Origin of the sequence: Halovivax asiaticus JCM 14624 (genome assembly GCF_000337515.1) — an archaeon.
GTDB lineage: Archaea > Halobacteriota > Halobacteria > Halobacteriales > Natrialbaceae > Halovivax > Halovivax asiaticus.
The window spans coordinates 58,642-74,647 of sequence record NZ_AOIQ01000013.1 but is presented as its reverse complement, the minus strand read 5'-3'; the positions used below and the strand labels follow the sequence as shown (position 1 = coordinate 74,647).

The 16,006-nt window shown below is 57.1% G+C and carries 15 protein-coding genes; 9 read left to right on the top strand and 6 right to left on the bottom strand.

Going from position 1 to position 16,006, the window contains the following annotated elements; all coding sequences use genetic code 11:
- Window positions 1-25 precede the first annotated feature (25 nt).
- Window positions 26-958 carry a glycosyltransferase family 4 protein gene (locus C479_RS15845; protein WP_007700299.1) on the top strand — a complete coding sequence of 311 codons (933 nt, stop codon included), beginning with the start codon at window positions 26-28 and terminating at the stop codon, window positions 956-958.
- Window positions 959-1,073: 115 nt separating this feature from the next.
- On the opposite strand, the gene C479_RS07485 is transcribed toward C479_RS15845, so the two are convergent.
- Window positions 1,074-2,882 (bottom strand): hypothetical protein, encoded by a 1,809-nt coding sequence (locus C479_RS07485; RefSeq protein ID WP_049907157.1) that lies wholly within the window; start codon window positions 2,880-2,882, stop codon window positions 1,074-1,076.
- A gap of 366 nt (window positions 2,883-3,248) precedes the next feature.
- The gene (locus C479_RS15840; RefSeq protein WP_083893849.1) at window positions 3,249-4,712 is read right to left on the bottom strand and encodes a flippase; all 1,464 of its coding nucleotides are present in this window, start codon (window positions 4,710-4,712) and stop codon (window positions 3,249-3,251) included.
- Window positions 4,713-4,785: 73 nt separating this feature from the next.
- Between C479_RS15840 and C479_RS15835 the strand changes: the two genes are divergently transcribed.
- Window positions 4,786-6,279: an alkaline phosphatase family protein gene (locus tag C479_RS15835; protein WP_007700289.1), complete on the top strand. Its 1,494-nt coding sequence runs from the start codon at window positions 4,786-4,788 to the stop codon at window positions 6,277-6,279.
- Window positions 6,280-6,879: 600 nt separating this feature from the next.
- Here the strand turns inward: C479_RS15835 and C479_RS07470 are convergent.
- Window positions 6,880-7,449, bottom strand: coding sequence for a hypothetical protein (locus tag C479_RS07470; protein ID WP_152415836.1), 570 nt, complete (start codon window positions 7,447-7,449; stop codon window positions 6,880-6,882).
- A 484-nt stretch (window positions 7,450-7,933) separates the two neighbouring features.
- Between C479_RS07470 and C479_RS07465 the strand changes: the two genes are divergently transcribed.
- From C479_RS07465 to C479_RS07455, 3 genes are all read left to right on the top strand, one after another.
- Window positions 7,934-8,173 carry a hypothetical protein gene (locus C479_RS07465; RefSeq protein ID WP_007700285.1) on the top strand — a complete coding sequence of 80 codons (240 nt, stop codon included), beginning with the start codon at window positions 7,934-7,936 and terminating at the stop codon, window positions 8,171-8,173.
- Window positions 8,170-8,523 (top strand): hypothetical protein, encoded by a 354-nt coding sequence (locus C479_RS07460; protein ID WP_007700282.1) that lies wholly within the window; start codon window positions 8,170-8,172, stop codon window positions 8,521-8,523. Before C479_RS07465 ends, C479_RS07460 begins: the two co-directional genes overlap by 4 nt.
- Before the next feature lie 148 nt (window positions 8,524-8,671).
- Window positions 8,672-8,866, top strand: a complete 195-nt coding sequence (locus C479_RS07455; RefSeq protein WP_007700280.1) for a hypothetical protein — start codon at window positions 8,672-8,674, stop codon at window positions 8,864-8,866.
- 103 nt (window positions 8,867-8,969) lie between these two features.
- Here the strand turns inward: C479_RS07455 and C479_RS07450 are convergent, their stop codons facing one another.
- Window positions 8,970-9,923, bottom strand: coding sequence for an alpha/beta fold hydrolase (locus C479_RS07450; RefSeq protein WP_007700271.1), 954 nt, complete (start codon window positions 9,921-9,923; stop codon window positions 8,970-8,972).
- A gap of 171 nt (window positions 9,924-10,094) precedes the next feature.
- Between C479_RS07450 and priL the strand changes: the two genes are divergently transcribed.
- A complete protein-coding gene (priL, locus tag C479_RS07445; RefSeq protein ID WP_049907156.1) occupies window positions 10,095-11,261 on the top strand; it encodes a DNA primase regulatory subunit PriL in 1,167 nt (388 codons plus the stop codon).
- Between the two features lie 189 nt (window positions 11,262-11,450).
- Window positions 11,451-11,630: a hypothetical protein gene (locus C479_RS07440; RefSeq protein ID WP_049907148.1), complete on the top strand. Its 180-nt coding sequence runs from the start codon at window positions 11,451-11,453 to the stop codon at window positions 11,628-11,630.
- 16 nt (window positions 11,631-11,646) lie between these two features.
- Here the strand turns inward: C479_RS07440 and C479_RS07435 are convergent, their stop codons facing one another.
- Window positions 11,647-12,303 (bottom strand): helix-turn-helix domain-containing protein, encoded by a 657-nt coding sequence (locus tag C479_RS07435; RefSeq protein ID WP_007700265.1) that lies wholly within the window; start codon window positions 12,301-12,303, stop codon window positions 11,647-11,649.
- Window positions 12,304-12,386: 83 nt separating this feature from the next.
- Between C479_RS07435 and C479_RS07430 the strand changes: the two genes are divergently transcribed.
- Window positions 12,387-13,571: an FAD-dependent monooxygenase gene (locus C479_RS07430; RefSeq protein WP_049907147.1), complete on the top strand. Its 1,185-nt coding sequence runs from the start codon at window positions 12,387-12,389 to the stop codon at window positions 13,569-13,571.
- Between the two features lie 96 nt (window positions 13,572-13,667).
- Here the strand turns inward: C479_RS07430 and C479_RS07425 are convergent, their stop codons facing one another.
- Window positions 13,668-14,426, bottom strand: coding sequence for a DUF4382 domain-containing protein (locus C479_RS07425; RefSeq protein WP_007700258.1), 759 nt, complete (start codon window positions 14,424-14,426; stop codon window positions 13,668-13,670).
- A 261-nt stretch (window positions 14,427-14,687) separates the two neighbouring features.
- Between C479_RS07425 and C479_RS07420 the strand changes: the two genes are divergently transcribed.
- The gene (locus C479_RS07420) at window positions 14,688-15,986 is read left to right on the top strand and encodes an amidohydrolase (protein ID WP_007700255.1); all 1,299 of its coding nucleotides are present in this window, start codon (window positions 14,688-14,690) and stop codon (window positions 15,984-15,986) included.
- Window positions 15,987-16,006: the final 20 nt, after the last annotated feature.

Below are 16,006 nucleotides of genomic sequence, written 5' to 3'. Positions count from 1 at the left end.
ATCAACTACAAAATATAAAATAATCATGAAGGTACTTTCGATAGTAACGAATCAATACTCTCCATTTTATCAAAATCAAATAAAAGCGTTAGAAGAAGAAGGATGCGACATTACACACCTGTCTCCCGGCGATCAAAGCGAAAGCTATCAAGAACAGCAAAGCATATCCAGGACGCACTTTGACTATTTTAAACTATATCCTGATATACTAAAAGAACCATTGGGGGAGTATGATATAATACATGCGAATAATGGTAAAGTAGCTCCTTTTGCCCTTGGGCAATTATCTTGCCCGGTTGTGCTGACTTTCTGGGGAACAGATCTCATGGAGAGATATCAAAAAATGTGCCGCATCTGTAGTCGTTTTGCAGATGAAGTCATTGTTCCTTCCCCGGCTATGTCGCCATATTTGCCTGTTGACCATTCGGTGATTCCGTTTGGTGTGGACCCTTCTGTTTTCCGTCCGATTGAGAAAGAGGAAGCCCGGAGTCAATTGGGATGGGATCAAGAGAAAACCATTGTGCTATTCCCATATCCAAAATCTAGATCAATAAAACGCTTTGATCTGGCTAAAAGAATAGTCAGGAATTTAGATGCAGATATATGTCTTCAATCAGTTTCCGGAATCCCTCATGAATCGATGCCTGTATATATGAATGCAAGTGACTCTTTATTAGTAACATCTCGAAGGGAGAGCGGACCAATGGTTATCAAAGAGGCAGCCCTCTGTAACGTCCCTGTCGTTTCAACCGATGTTGGTTTCGCGGAACAAGTTTTATCTCGCATTGAAAATTCATACGTTAGCAAGACCGAGGAAGAATTGGAGCACCATTTGCAGTGTGTGCTTGATGACAGTAGACGGTCGGATGGACGTGAAAAATTGATAGATACAATAGGACTTTCGCGGATGGCAAACAGAATTCTGGATGTCTATAATCGATCCATCGATAATCAGTAGTCTCCTTTATTGATATATGCTAGCGGTCCATCAGAGATGTAGTGACTATATCCTACTCCCTCTTGGTGTCGTCGCTCTCCAAGCGTCTGTGCAGTGGAGCAAAATTCTCAACCGATCATTCTGAAGTGGTCTCTTCCTCCACCATCGATGTATCGTTACTATGGATAAAGTAGGATCTCACGTCACCATTGTCGTACGTTTTATCGATCCCCGGTTGACGGTCCAAATATGCGTAATCGTCCGATGAGTACCGAATATTATCATATAGGGTCGTATCAAGCCATCGCCCCTTGGCTGTCGTCATCAAGACTCGGTCCGTTTCGTATCTTTGATGCAACGATTGATTTGCAAAGTGATCTGGGGGTGGGTTCTCTCTGAAGACTCCGGTATACTTGAGCATAGGGCTTTCTTCTCCAGGTTCTAGTGCAACTGCATAACGCCAGACTGGAGTTCGGGTCCCCATCATTTCAACGCCGTTGTGATAATCAAATTGTGTTTCGAACCCCTCGACTGAGGCTTCGGTGACATGTCCAGTGTCCTGAAAGATCATCGGAGAACTGTGATATGTGAGACTTGCACCGACAAGTGACGTAGTGAGTATAATTGTTAAAACGATCGCCGCACCTGTCGATCTAGGCTCCCGAGGAGCCAGTTCCAGCGTCTGATGGAGTCCGACGGCGATTATAATCGACGCGAGAAACATCCCAAAACCAAAGAACCGCATAAATTGCTGTGTCACTCCGGACGCGAGGAATATCCCGAAGAAGGCAATTACGGGAATGAAGGTAGTGATGATGCAGAATACCGTCTTGTGGTCGGTTGCCACCTTCTTAATCGGAATGGCTCTTAGAAGCGAACTTTCTAAGCCGGCCCGGCGAGCGGCCCACGCTAATGCGAATATTCCGCTAACCGCCCCGAATATGAGAGCTAGTAGATCGATGAAAAATAGCCGAAGGGTGAGTTCCACGATGCCAGATCCTAACTGAGCTAAGGTGTCTCCACGCCCGGCAGTCACGTCCGTTTGACCGGCTGAGAGTATACCTTTCACAACACTAACAAAGGATTGCTCGAATCGCGATTGAGCAAGGACCCACGTTGTCCAAATTACGGCCATAACTGAGGATACAGAAACTAATGGGTTCCGGAGAATACGAGGCGAACTCCTGTCTGTAAACTCCCATGATATCCCGAAGACGGCCAAAACTGCGATCATGTTTAATGCATGTTGTGGGTGGTAGGCGATCATCGCAATAATAAAAACAAAGAGAGAGGTGAACTTATCCCGGTCCGGGGACCGAAGCATCGTGATTGAAAGAAAAATCCCAATTGATGCAAATAGGATCGTGAATGAGTTCGGGTGAGGATACAGGTGCGTCGCAACGAGATTAATCGGGAGCAGCATCAACCCGATGATTACACCGACAATTAGGCCACGAGATTTTAGCGTCAATTGCCTAGTAATCAGCCCGATGAAAACGACAAAGACGAGAAAGAAAATTGGTCCTAAGGACATCAGAATTACCCGCGCGGATTGATTTGTTACTTCCCGGTTTATCTCGACAAGTGAGGGCATCCCCGGGTAAAATGTTGAAAGGAGGTTCATGCCGTTTGCGACTTGATATGCCTGGCTGAGGTGGCTCATTGGGTCCCCGCTACCAACCAGCCAATAGCCTCGTAGAAGAGGTAGACTCACGACAGTGAGTAACGCAGTCGAAAATAGTACTATTCCCGTGTAAGGCCTTGTCCCTGTCACCACCAGAGACGTTGCGACTAATATTGATGCAGTCAAAAATACCCAATAAAGTATTGGTGTTCCGGAATATATCGAAACTTCATAAGCCGAAGGGCTCTTGCAGGCAATGATTGTGGCGATAGAAAGAAAGGCGAGAGATATTGAGATTCCGGCTTTGGATTTTTTCCTCATCATTCCTCCCTTGACTTCACATTAATCCATCTATTAGAAGGCGCGTGAAATAGTTTGGGCACAAAGTGATAGATCCACTGCCGCTTGGTCTTCCCCTTTCTTAGGTTGTTTCCACTCAACCGTTTTTGTAATGGGGTTACAGGTGTTGGAAATTGGGCGGCAGTGCCGGGGAACCACGTCATGGTATTTCGATATCTATTGATGGTTAAACGTGTTCTGATTACTGATTGCTATCTGCCTATTTGAGATTCTGTTGGGCCTTGACCGGCATTGTTTGGGAGCAAAGAACCTCAAATGGTGGACAACCACATTTTTGAATCCAATCTTTCCCTATAGCTTCTTTCAATAATTCGCTATGGGTTCGTATCATGATACCTTTTCTGCGAGTTTCTTCAAGTCTATGAGCCTCAGTAGGACGGCCCCTCCGAACCAGATAGCAGTTCCTACAATTATCGACAGTAATAGTGATAGAGCCCCTTCCCCAATTAACAACATGGCGTAAACAAATGGGCTCATGATTAGTGTTATAACTATGATTTTGCCGACCCTCCAAAATAGCCAGTTCAGGCGGATCTCCAGTTCCTGCGCCATTATGTAAATGGAAACAAATGTGTAGATTGAAAAGGTAGTGACTGTAGATATTGCTGCTCCAACCACACCAATAGTTGGGATAAGTAGTATATTGAGCAAGAGGTTCAGCAAGGCAGTAATGGTCTTTGCTATTGCTCGCTCTCTAGCACGACCAAGGTAATCTAAACTATTACTTGTTAGAATCGCAACAGCAAGAAGAACGATTTGTAGTGCTAGTATCTGTAGTACAGGAATGGCTCCCGAATAATCTGGGCCAAAAATGATGGAGATAAAGGGTTCTGCAACAAGGACGATTCCAGCAGCAGCTGGGATATAGATGAGTAAAATGTGAAAGAGTGATTTTTCGTAAATCCGCGCTGCTAGAGCGGCATTTCCACTAGCTTTTTGTGACTCAAAAGTTGGGGAGAGAGAAAACCCAAGCGCGGACACGGGAGTTTGGATGAAACTGATGATTTGTCTCGGAAGTGTATAGAACGCAACTGCAATCGGATCAAGGAAAAATCCAACAAGAATAGTGTCAATTTTTTTGTCGATCGTGTTAGCGGCACTGGTGGCTGTAATTGGTACTGAGTATCTGACTACACGTGTCCGGAGGCCTTTTTCCAGGGATAGAACAGTCTCCCCCTGAAAATACCTTCTATAAAGTATCCCCACTCCTATAATACCGCCGATTACCGATGCAAGAATGTATCCAATGAGCGCTCCCACGGCTCCGTAACCAATGATGGCCAATCCAATTGCAGTTGATGCCCTGATTCCCCGTTCCAGCGCATATATGACCGCTGCAGAATTGATATCCTCAAAGGCCTGAAGCTGAATACGTGAGAACTTAAATACAGCAGATGAAGTTACGAATACGGTCCCGAGCAATAGTAATATTGCCAGTTCGGGCTCGTTGACGGCTTGAGAAATCGGTCCTGATCCCACAAATAGCAAACTTGATGCTATGAATGCTACGGCAATATTTAGCAGGAATATATAACGTAATAGCCCCGGAATTTGGTCGGGATCTTTCTCACGATACTGGGTGATATAGCGTGCTCCAGCTTTTGGGATCCCCAGCCTACTGATCAACTCTATAACTCCAAAAACTGAAATTGCGAGAAATAAGAGGCCGTATTCGTCGGTAGATAATATCCGTGCTAAACCAACCGTTAGTAGAGCGCCCGAAATCGATCCAACAATCCGAGCAACTAGCTCAAATTGAAACCTCCCTAATAGTTCCCTTCGTAGAGACATTAAGCAGCTTGCTTGATATAAATACCGGGGGGACTATAAACTTATATATGGCTGTGTGTTGCCTACTCTATTGATGAGCAGGATCGTAGTAATTGGTTTGGATGCCTTCCATACGGATTTATTACAATTCACGCCCCATATCAGGTCTTTATTCGATAAAAATCCTAGCGGGGTTCTGGAAAGCACCACACCCCCTGTCACTGCCCCGGCGTGGGCGTCATTTCAAACAGGTAAAAACCAGGGAAAACACGGCTTATATGACTTCGTTGAATTTGATAAACATATGAACACTTCCATTCTTGATGGAACCACTCTCCGTTCGGAAACCTTCTATGAACATCTGGACGATGCAGGGTACGACTGTTTTCTCTTTAACCTCCCCTTCTCATGTCCAGCTCGCATCAAGGGTGATATCGTCCCGTCTTGGTTAGATTCTGATGATCAACCGCCAACGCCGAGGAATCTTTATAACCAATATGAGATAGAGAGTCCCTGGTATCCAACGTTTGGCGGCGGAGTGAAGGAGAACGTTGAGAAGATGCATTCTAGCGTCGAACATAACTGTGAACAATTTTTGAGCGTCTTGAAAGCTGAGGATCACGATTTTCTCTTTCAACTCATTAGCGAAACTGATTGGCTCCAACACGACGCGTATTTTGACCTCTTTGAACAGCCGGATTCCGATATTGGGAGAGTTGCGAGTGAAGTTTTGGCTGAGGTCGACAAACATGTCGAGAGAGTGAGCAAATCTCTGAATGAAGACGATCGCCTTCTCCTCATTAGCGATCATGGATTTAGGGCGTTTGATAAACAACTCTATATAAACGATTGGTTGATGGAAGAAGGATATCTGAAATCCGGAAACACAAAAATAGGAACTAAAAGTGATGGTGGAAATTCCATTAATTTAGGAATTCTTGGACAAATTCTGTTCAGGCAAGAATGGCTCCATCCAATACTCAAGAAATCCAAATATGTTGTCGAAAGAATTTCGGGTATAAAAGTTTCTTCTGAAAAAGGTATTAGTATGTCCAAATCAGATGCGTTTTGCCTATCAAAGGACGAACACGCAATCCGCCTTTCAGACGATCTGAGTGATGGAGAGGAAGAACGAATCACTGAAGAAATAATTAACAAATTGAACTCGGAAGAGGGAATAGATGCTTTCTCTCGCGAGGAGGTTTACGAAGGGCCATTTGTGGACGAGGCGGGGGAAATAATATATACTTCCACCGATTCCCAGGTTTGGAGGGGACCTTCCGGCTTGGTATGGAGAAATTCGCGCAAGGCCCATCACAGTCTCTATGGAATCGTTACCGCAATTGGATTTGAAAATGACGAGGGAGTGAGTGACCTGGATGCCTCTCTACTTGATATTTCTCCCACTATTCTTGGAATTGCTGGCTGTGCTATCCCCACGGATATCGATGGCGAACCTATTTCCGACCTTCTCTCTGAAGAACCAGAATATACCGCCCCTACTGAATACAATATAGAACCAAGTGAAAGAACAACGCAACAGAACCCAGATGCGGAAGAAAGACTGAGAGATTTGGGATATTTGTAAACTTATTATGGACTATAATTTATAAGTTGGGGTCGGCTTTTCACGGTATATTCTTCAGTCGCTGAGGTACCGGTCAATTCAGGTTGTCAATTGGATCGATGCTTTTGATTGGTCTCCTATTCCAGCGCACTCCAACTATCTGGCCGATCACCTTACGCAATTACAAAACGTCTAGATTGAGGTGAGTAGCGGGTAATAGGCACACCTGGCTTGATTGGCAACCATTCCTCGCCCTATCTGTTGAGATAGGAGCGTCTCGATTCGATCGGCGGAGACGCTCCTCAATTGTCGATACTTGGTTTCGGAATTCGGTGATTGATCTTGGAATTGAGGCGTCCCAGTGCATTTTGTCAAATTATTCTCAATCGAACCCAACTGATCTCCGTGACGTCGTCGAATTGTATTCTCCAAGCGAATCAGGGAGATGTGGTTCAAATTCCGAATCACGCAAGTTCTCAATTCCCTGTTTAATGAGCTGGGGCTCAAGGCTGTGGACACGATTATAGATGTAGAGCGTGGGGCAGTCGCCGATCCCTATCTCATCATAGGCAACGATTTCTCCCCCATCGATGTCTTCTGTAAGGCGTTGTAACGTGGCGCCTATCTTTTGACGGCCATCGAGAAACGCCTGAGGTGGTCCCAGTCCTCTATACCGACGAATATCCGCGGATGGAAGCTCAAAACGCCGTGCTCTGTTGCGTTCAGAATATCACCACGAATTAGCCCGAACCCGAGCCGGAGAATGACATCGCACCGCTCATCGACGGTATCCACGGTATCGCTGGGAAATTCGAACCAGTTTCCGTCTTGTATCGGAGTGACCTTCCGAATCTCTGCGTTGCCGAAACAGGCTGCGTCTTCGACGGCAACCTGCTTCTGTCGGTGCTCTTCTGAGAACATTTCAGACATTTTCTTTTCAGCCAGTACAAACGTCCAGGCGCGCTCTCGACTGAGGAGTTCGAAGAAGAGGCAAACGGTGTTAGTGTTGATATTCGAGTTAATGGCATTTGCTGTGCGATCCGGATCCAGTTCGTCTTCTGTAGGATCGTTGACAATGGCGAGTGGAATTGATACGTCCGCGTCCTCTGTGACCTCCTTGAGCATTTCCGCCTGATATGCTGGAATATACTGATCGGCCAATACGCAAAGGTTCTGCAGACTGGAGGGCATCGTGTGTGTGTGTGTGTGTGTGTGTGTGTTATTGTTGCGAGCGTTTCCAAGGCATCTTCGGTTGTACCGTCCGGGTGAGGGAGTGCATCGTAAAATGCTCCCGGTGATCCAACCCACGCGTCCATCTCGAGCGCCTTTGCGATCAGCCGATCGTAGATCTCTTCCCACCCCGTTTCGTCCCGAGGCGCGCCCTCGATGCACAATCGCCGTCGAATCGTCGGTATCGGCTGTCGTCCGCTCAGTACAACGCATCAATACCCCGTGAAAGACGCTGTAACAGTAGCCCTAATTTAGCAACGGGAGGAGCGGAACGCGAATACATGGAGTCGAGATTCAGGGCGCTTGGAATCGGTGTCGTCGTACTGTTATCGTCCTCTCGGGGAGCACCATCCTCGCCGGCGCGCAGAACGACACGGCCGCTGACGACGAGCCGACCGCCGACGACGAACCCACGTTCGAGTTCGATCGAGTCACCGTCGAGAACGTGACGATCGAGCAGTTACGCGTCGACTACGTGGCCATCGACAACGGTGCCGAGATCGCGTCCGAACTGGGCGTGAACGAGAGTTCGCTGACCCTCTCCGATCTCCACGTCGCGTACCTGGAACTGAGAACGTCTCGGCGACGGATCTCGGGATCGCCGACGAGGGAGGGAGTGAACTGGACGCGACTGACGAGGAGACGGACGAACTGGTACTCCGGAACGGGACGGTCGAGTCGGTGAACGTCTCGCGGGTCACCGTCGGGAACCTGTCCCTCGCCGAGCCGGCCGGCGACGAGACGGTCCAGATGCCGGCGGCCGCGGACGGCGGAACGAACGACGATCGAACAGGAGATAAGGACGCCACCAAAGACTGCGATACTGACGAGAAAAACGCGACCGACGACAAGGGCGAGTCGTCGGACATCGCCGGCACGAGCGAGGCTGCCGCCGACGAGACGTCGACGCAGGATATCACCGACTTCACGCTCGAACGGGTCGAGGTCGACGAAATCACCGTCGACTCGCTGGCAGTCGGTATCGTCCAGGATCCGCCCGAGGTGCCAGACAGCCCACCGGCGAACGCCTCGTAGACAGCTGACACCACCCTCGGACGCGCGGAAGGTCGTCGATCCCGCCGACCCCGATGGTGACGAAGGCCCTCGACGTCTCGACGTCCGGCGACGGTCGTCTCGGTTACCAGCTGTCGTCGACCCGCGCGGGGCGCCAACGACGGTCACCGTGGTCGATCGCCTCGACGCGGTCACGACCGTCCTGTTGCCCGTGACGGACGGGGACCGCTGGACGCTGTCCGCTTCGACGCTCGAAGTACAACTGTCGATCGACCTCGAGCGACCGGTGTCGCCGCGTCTGGTGGTCTCGGGGTCGGTGAAACGGGGACGCCGGTCCTGGGGCGAGACTCTCCGTGCGGCGTGATCTCATCGGCTGACGAACGGCGGTTGACCCGATGCAGTCTGCCGTTGGTCGCTGCGCGCACTGTGACTCGTCTCCGGTACCGTGTCGAGGGTAACTCTGACGCTTACTCGACCGAGTCCACGAACGTTGCGAGTCTGGCAGCCACTCGATCGGCTGCTTCGACGGCGACCGCGTGCCCGCTCCCGTCCATCAGCTCGATCGTACTCTCCGGAATCGCCTCGGCGAGCGCGTGGCCGTGTTCGACGGGGACGAGTCGATCTGCCGTTCCGTGGATCACGAGCGCCGGCACCGAGATGTCGTCCAGCCGATCCGTCGGATCGTAGCGATCCCAAGCGGCCCACTGTGCCTCGCGGGTGGCGGCGTCGGGTCCCTGGTCGGCCTGCCAGTCGACGATCCGGGCGAACAGGTGTGGGTTCCGGGCGAGGAAATCCGCGGCGAAGAACGGGCGGAGGCGGTTGCGTCGGCGCGTCCGGCCCGATCCGTCCGGGTCGAGCGCCTGCGAGCGGACCGCGTCGGGCGTCTCCGGCGTCCCGGGCCCGCCGTGGCGCGTTCCCACGAGCGTCAACGAGCGGACGCCGCCGCGCTCGATGGCGTACTCTATGGCGATCGCACCGCCGAGTCCCTGGCCGACGAGATGGACGTCCTGCGATCGGCCGCGCCCGAACGCCGAATCGTCCGCGATCACGGCGGCCAGATCGTCGGCGAGCGAGGCCACGGTGGCGCTGTCTTCGCGAGAGACGATGCGTCGTCGAAGCGGACCCGGAAGCGATGGGACAAGTGGGGGAAAGCCGGCGTCGGAGCGGCGAGCGCCGTCGTCGATCGCGACGCCGCCGTCGGTCCTGAGGCGCGGCCCGGTTCCCCGAAGTGCGGGGGCGAGCAGGCGTCGCTGGCCGCGAACGGCGTCGCGCTGCCAGCGCCAGGCCCATCGGCCGAGTTCGACGTCGGGGACGAAGACGACCGGCGCCCGGTCGGTGTCGTCGTCTCGCGCTCCGTCGCCGGGGGTGGCCGGATCGACCTCGTAGGCGAGTCCGACGCCGTCACGACAGGTACGAGGCATACCGCCCCTTCGACGGGCACGCCCTTTAACACGGCGATGAGCGGGTCGAAACCGACGGCCGTGGATCGACCGTGCAGTGACCGACTCGCGGCGCAGCACTGTCGTCGCGGGTCGTTCGTGAACGAGTCAACCACCGTGTTTATCCTCGTTGGCGCACATTCACCGGTAACGATGGACGCGCTGTACGCACGGTACCCGTTTCTCGAGGCTGCGCGGGAGGCGGTCGCCGAGGAGGCGGTCGACCTGGCGACCGTCGTCGAGACGGAGCCGGCGGTCGTCGAGCGGGCCGCGTCGCGCGTCGAGTGGGCACTCGAGACCGGCGAGGTTGGTGATCCGGCTCCGGACAACCGGGTCGAACTGCTGTCGTATCCGGTCGCGCGGGTGCTCGTCTCGCTCGTCGGCGAACGGGTCCTGGTTCGGCGATACGCTCGCGCGGAGGCGGCCGTCGCGCACGAGCGCTTCGTCGCCGACCTGGCGGATACGACGGAGTTGAAGAGCGTCGACTCGTCCGGACTGGATCTCGACGGCCTGCTCGCGGAGTTCGACCTTACCGAATCGGTGCGTGAGGCGCCGTCACTGGCAGGAGACGCGACCTCGCCCGCCGGTGGATCCGCGACACAGTCGCCAGCGAGCGCCACAGCACGGTCGAGTGACGAGTCGACCTACCTACTCGAGGTCGGCGCGTATCTGCCCCTCGCCGCGGATTGCTGGGGTGACGAGTGGCGGCTGGTCAACCGGGCACTCGCCGACGGCGAGGTCCCCGTAACGGAGACCGAACTCCTGACACTCCTCCAGGAGGCCGTCGGGAGCCGCGTCGCGGAGGGCTTGCCCTTCCCCGACGTCCCGGACCCGATCGCCGACGCCCTTGAGGCGGAGGCGGCCGACCTCCGTGAATTGGTCGCCGAACTCGAACTCGTTCGCGAGATCGACACGGTCGTGCCGGAGCTCTTCCCGCCGTGTATGAAGGCGCTGCTCGACGACATCCAGAAGGGCGAGCACCTGCCCCATCACTCACGATTCGCCATCACGGCCTTCCTCTCCTCGATCGGCATGACGACGGACGAGATCGTCGAACTCTACCGCGTCAACTCCGCGTTCGGCGAGCAGATGACCCGCTATCAGACCGACCACATCCGCGGCGAGACCTCGCCTACGGAGTACTCGCCACCGTCCTGTGCCACCATGCAGTCCTACGGCGACTGCGTCAACATGGACGACCTCTGTGAGCGGATTCCGCATCCGATGGCCTACTACGAACAGCGCCTCGACGACGCCGAAGACGAGGACGGAGAGATCGAGGACTGGCGCGAGACGCTAGAGGGCGAGGCGGCGGAGTGATCGAACGGCAATCGACGTGGTGTCACTCGGTTGCGCCAATCGATCACAGCCGCTCGACGTGTACGCGACGGTGCTCACGGCGATCGAGACGCGGATCGACGAGACGTGGGACTCGTGAGCGACGACCGCAAAGCGTTATCCGAACTGCCGCTGGGGAAAATTTACGGTGGCTGACGGAGCCGATTCCGTATGGGCATTCGAATGCTGATACGAGGGTCGCTCCGTCGATTCGGCTCGCTGTTTCACGCCCTCGGCGGGTTCGGTGCTGTCGATCACCCAACAAACGGCGGCATCACGGGCGACCTCGATCCGAACGCTCAATCGAGGGATTCTCAGTGCGAATCGGCACAGTCCGAGCGAGACCGTTGACGCGTGTCGTCACCGCTCACCGAATCAGCGTTGTGAACACGCGCGCTTCGGCCTTCCGGAGGTGTTCCCCGGCTGTGGAGGCCGCGATACCGACTCTGTCGGCGACGTCTTCGAGCGTCGCCTCCCGGGGAGCCGCGTAGTACCCCAACTCGACCGCTGCTTCGACGACGTCGCGCTGCCTCCGCGTTAGTCGCCGCGCGAGTGGTGCGTCGGCCGGATCGTACGAACCCGTCTCGACGACGTCGAACGACAGCGTCGAGCCGGCCTCGACGGTCCGGTACAGCGCCTGGATATCGGCGTCGTTGCCCATGAACGTGGCCCGAAGCGCGCCGTCGTCCTCGACCCGGATCGGCAGTTCGACGCTCACGTTCGATTCGCGGCGGAGTTCGAGCAATCGTCGCGTCTCGTCGCTGGGTTCGAACTGACTCACCGCGAACCAGGGATCGGTCCCACTAACCAGCGCGTCGATTACGTGGGGCGAGTCGGCTGTAATCGCTTCGTACCGGTCCCGATCGCCGCTGCCCTCGGCGAAGAGAAGAATCGTTCCATCGTCGAGCAGTTCCACCGAGTGGATCGCCTCTCGCGAGATCGCCGGAGCTGCCGTGAGTCGCCCGCCGACAGGATGGATACCGCCATTTTCGCGCGGATCGATACGCACCGTGAGGTATCGCACGGGTTATCCTCTCGCCGATTTCACTTAAAGAACCGCTTCATTGCGGCAGCGAGCGCTTCCCGACGACGCCCCTCCGAACGACCATGCGTCAGAACGGTATGCTCGACGTGGCGATCATCGGCGGTGGGATCTGCGGGCTAACGACGGCGATTGCGCTCGAACGGCGAGGGACCGAACCGCGGATCTACGAGGCGGCCACCGAGTACCGACCCGTAGGCGCCGGCATTCTCCTCCACACGAACGCGATGCTCGTCTTCGACCGGCTCGGACTCGCCGACCGGATTCGGGACGCCGGCGTCGCCCTTGACGGCGGGGAGATCCGCTCCCCGGCCGGCAGGGTGTTGAAACGGCTCGATCTGTCGGGCGTCGAACGCGCCGCGTTCGGTCACGGTTACGTCGCGATTCACCGGGCGGCGCTTCAGCGCGTTCTCCTCGACGCGCTCGAAACCGAGGTGCAGACCGGCATGGCCTGTACCGCCGTCGAGTCGACGGCGCCGCTGATCGCTACGCTCGCGGACGGAACGACGATCGAACCGGACGTGCTCGTCGGCGCGGACGGCATCGATTCGACGGTCCGTGAGGCGATCGTTCCGGGGGTGAGCCGACGGCGACTGGAGAGCGTGGTGTATCGAGCGGTCGTCTCGGTCGATCTGTCGCCACCCTACCGCAGTCGCGGCTTCCAGTGCTGGGGTGTCGGCACGTACACTGGCGGGGCACCGATCGACACCGGACGCGTCTACTGGTTCGGCACCGCCCCGGAACCGCTGACGCCCGAGTCTGCGGACCCGGCTGCGAAACTGGCGGCGATTCGCGAACACTTCGGCGGGTATCCCGAACCGATTCCCAGTATCGTCGCCGCCCTCGAACCCGGCGACGTCTTCCGTTCGGGACTGGCCGACGTGCCGCGGCTCGAACGGTGGCGCCGCGGTAGTGTCGTCCTCGCCGGCGATGCGGCCCACGCCTTGCTCCCGTTCGGTGGCCAGGGTGCCGCCCAGGGGATCGAGGACGCGATCGTCCTGGCACACGAACTGACCGCCCACGACGAACCGGCGGCGGCCTTCGATTCCTACGAGGGGACGCGAAAGCCCCGCGCCGATCGCGTGCACGACGAGGCGCGTCGCATGGGCTGGCTGGCGACCAGGCAATCGTCGCTGGGGGCGCGAGTCAGAAACCTCGGCGTCCGAGTACTTCCGAGACGGCTGTTCGACCGGATTCGGCGGCGTAGATTCGCCGAGACGCCCCTTCCGAAGGCGACGAGAGCGGAGTGAGAATAGCTGGCGGGAATCGACCCAACGAGTGGTGCCTGGAGGGCCGGCTAGGGATCGTCTGGCGGCCGAACCGCCGGTCAGCGGGGACGTGAGTCGTTACGCGCCGCCATCGCTGCGCGCATCGACTTCCTCGATCTCGGCGTCGGTTCCGCTCTCGCTGATGACCGGCGTCAGGATGTACTTCCCGCTCTGGCCGGCCTTCTTCGGCGCGATGTCGTAGACGAAGTCGAGCTCTTCATCGGCGGCGACGGTGAAGGGCGTTCGAATCTTGAGTCGCTCGCTGGGAATCTTCAGCGTGGTCTCGGTGCCGTCGGTGAGCACCGCGTGGATGTCCGAAACGAACATGTCGACCGCGACGTACTCGCCAGCGGGAACGTCGAGTTCGTCCAGGACGGTGGCCTTCGGCCCTTTCAGCTGCGTGAGGTCGACCGTCGGATCGTTGAGGTCGTACTCGTCCCAGCCGCCGCGACCGTCCTCGGGGGCGTCGCCGCCCTCACCGTCGTCGGCCCCGTCTTCTGCCGTTTCGTCGTCGGTCGAGTCGGTGCCGTCGTCCGTGTCCTCCGTGGACTCGTTGCCATCCGCGTTCTCCGAGTCGGCGTCGCCATCTGTGACTCCGTCGTCCGTCTCCGACTCGTTGCCGTTCGCATCGTCTTCGTCGTCCTCGCTCGCGGGCTTCAACGCGACCGTCGAGATGGTGACGTCGAGCGTTTCGAAGTCGTCGATTCGGTTCGGCTCGTCACTCACGTAGAACCGGACCGTTCCACGCCCTTGGTCGTCGCCGCCGAGCGCGCCCATACAACCAGCTGTCAGTGCGAGACCGCCTGCCGTTGCCGTGACGAAGGTGCGTCGTTTCATGCGGGCTGACCGTGTCGGGGTAGGGAGAAAAGCGGGGCCGATCGTTGGCACCGTTCCGGTCGTTTTGAACAGTTTGGCCGCCACCACCTGGGGCGATCCGCGGACGCTGCCTCGGTGGCTGCCATCGGCGAATCCGCCCGATAAACGGTCTCCAAACAGTTCTCCGCGGGATAGCTATTTCCGCCGGAATGCGGCTCTTCCCGATCGTGGCACTCGACGTGGACCGATACCCTAAGGCGCCCCCTCGAGAAACGGTGGGACATGTCGACGCTCGCACTCACCGGTGGTCGGGTCCTCCGGCCGGACCTGACCGTGGATCGCGCCGACGTCCTCGTCGACCAGGAGACGGGCGAAATCGCCGAAATTGGCCCCGATCTCGGCGGCGCGGCCGACGAGACGCTGGATGCGACGAACTCGCTGATCACGCCCGGCTTCGTCAATGGCCACTGCCACGTGGCGATGACGCTGCTGCGCGGGTACGCCGACGATAAACCGCTCGACGCCTGGCTGTCCGAGGATATCTGGCCGGCCGAGGCCGAACTCACACCGGAGGCGATCGAGGCCGGTGCGGAACTGGGCCTGCTGGAGATGATCCGGGCCGGCACCACCGGCTTTGCGGACATGTACTTCTCGATGGAGCGGGTGGCCGATGCGGTCGAACGCGCCGGACTCCGGGCGCGCCTGGGCCACGGCGTCATCTCCGTCGGCAAGGAGCACGAGGCCGCCCGCGAGGACGCCGAGACGGGCCTGGCGTTCGCCCGGGAGTACGACGGCGCCGCCGAGGGCCGAATCCGAACGGCGTTCATGCCCCACTCGCTGACCACGGTGAGTACGGACATCTACGAGGAGTACGTCCCGAAGGCGCGTGAACTGGACGTGCCGATCCACCTCCACGCCAACGAGACCGCAGACGAGGTGACGCCGATCGTCGAGGAGCACGGCGTCCGCCCCCTGACGTACGCCCGCGATCTAGGCCTGCTCGAACCGCAGGACTTCCTCGCCCACGGCGTCCACGTCGACGAGACGGAGATCGACCTCCTCGCCGAGACCGACGCGAGCGTGATCCACTGCCCGGCCTCGAACATGAAGCTCGCGAGCGGGATGGCACCCGTCCAGACACTGCGCGACGCGGGCATCACCGTCGGGCTGGGCACCGACGGTGCGGCCTCGAACAACGACCTCTCGCTGTTAGACGAGGCGCGCGACGCCGCGATGGTGGGCAAGCTGGCGGCCGACGACGCGGCGGCGGTTGCCGCCGACACCGTCGTCGAACTGGCGACGACGGGCAGCGCCGAGGCGATCGGCCTGCCGGCGGGACGGCTCGAACCCGGCGCCCCGGCTGACCTCGCCGTCGTCGATCTCACCGGCGCGCACCTGACACCGGCCCACGACCTCGTGAGTCACCTCGCGTACGCGGCCGCGGCGAGCGACGTCCGTCACACCATCTGTGACGGTCGGGTCCTCATGCGCGACCGCGAGGTCCTGCCCCTCGATGCGGAGGGCGTTTGCGAGCGTGCGACGGCCGAGGCGACGGCGTTGATCGACCGCGCGGAGTCTTGACCAGCTGACCTGGCCCGGCG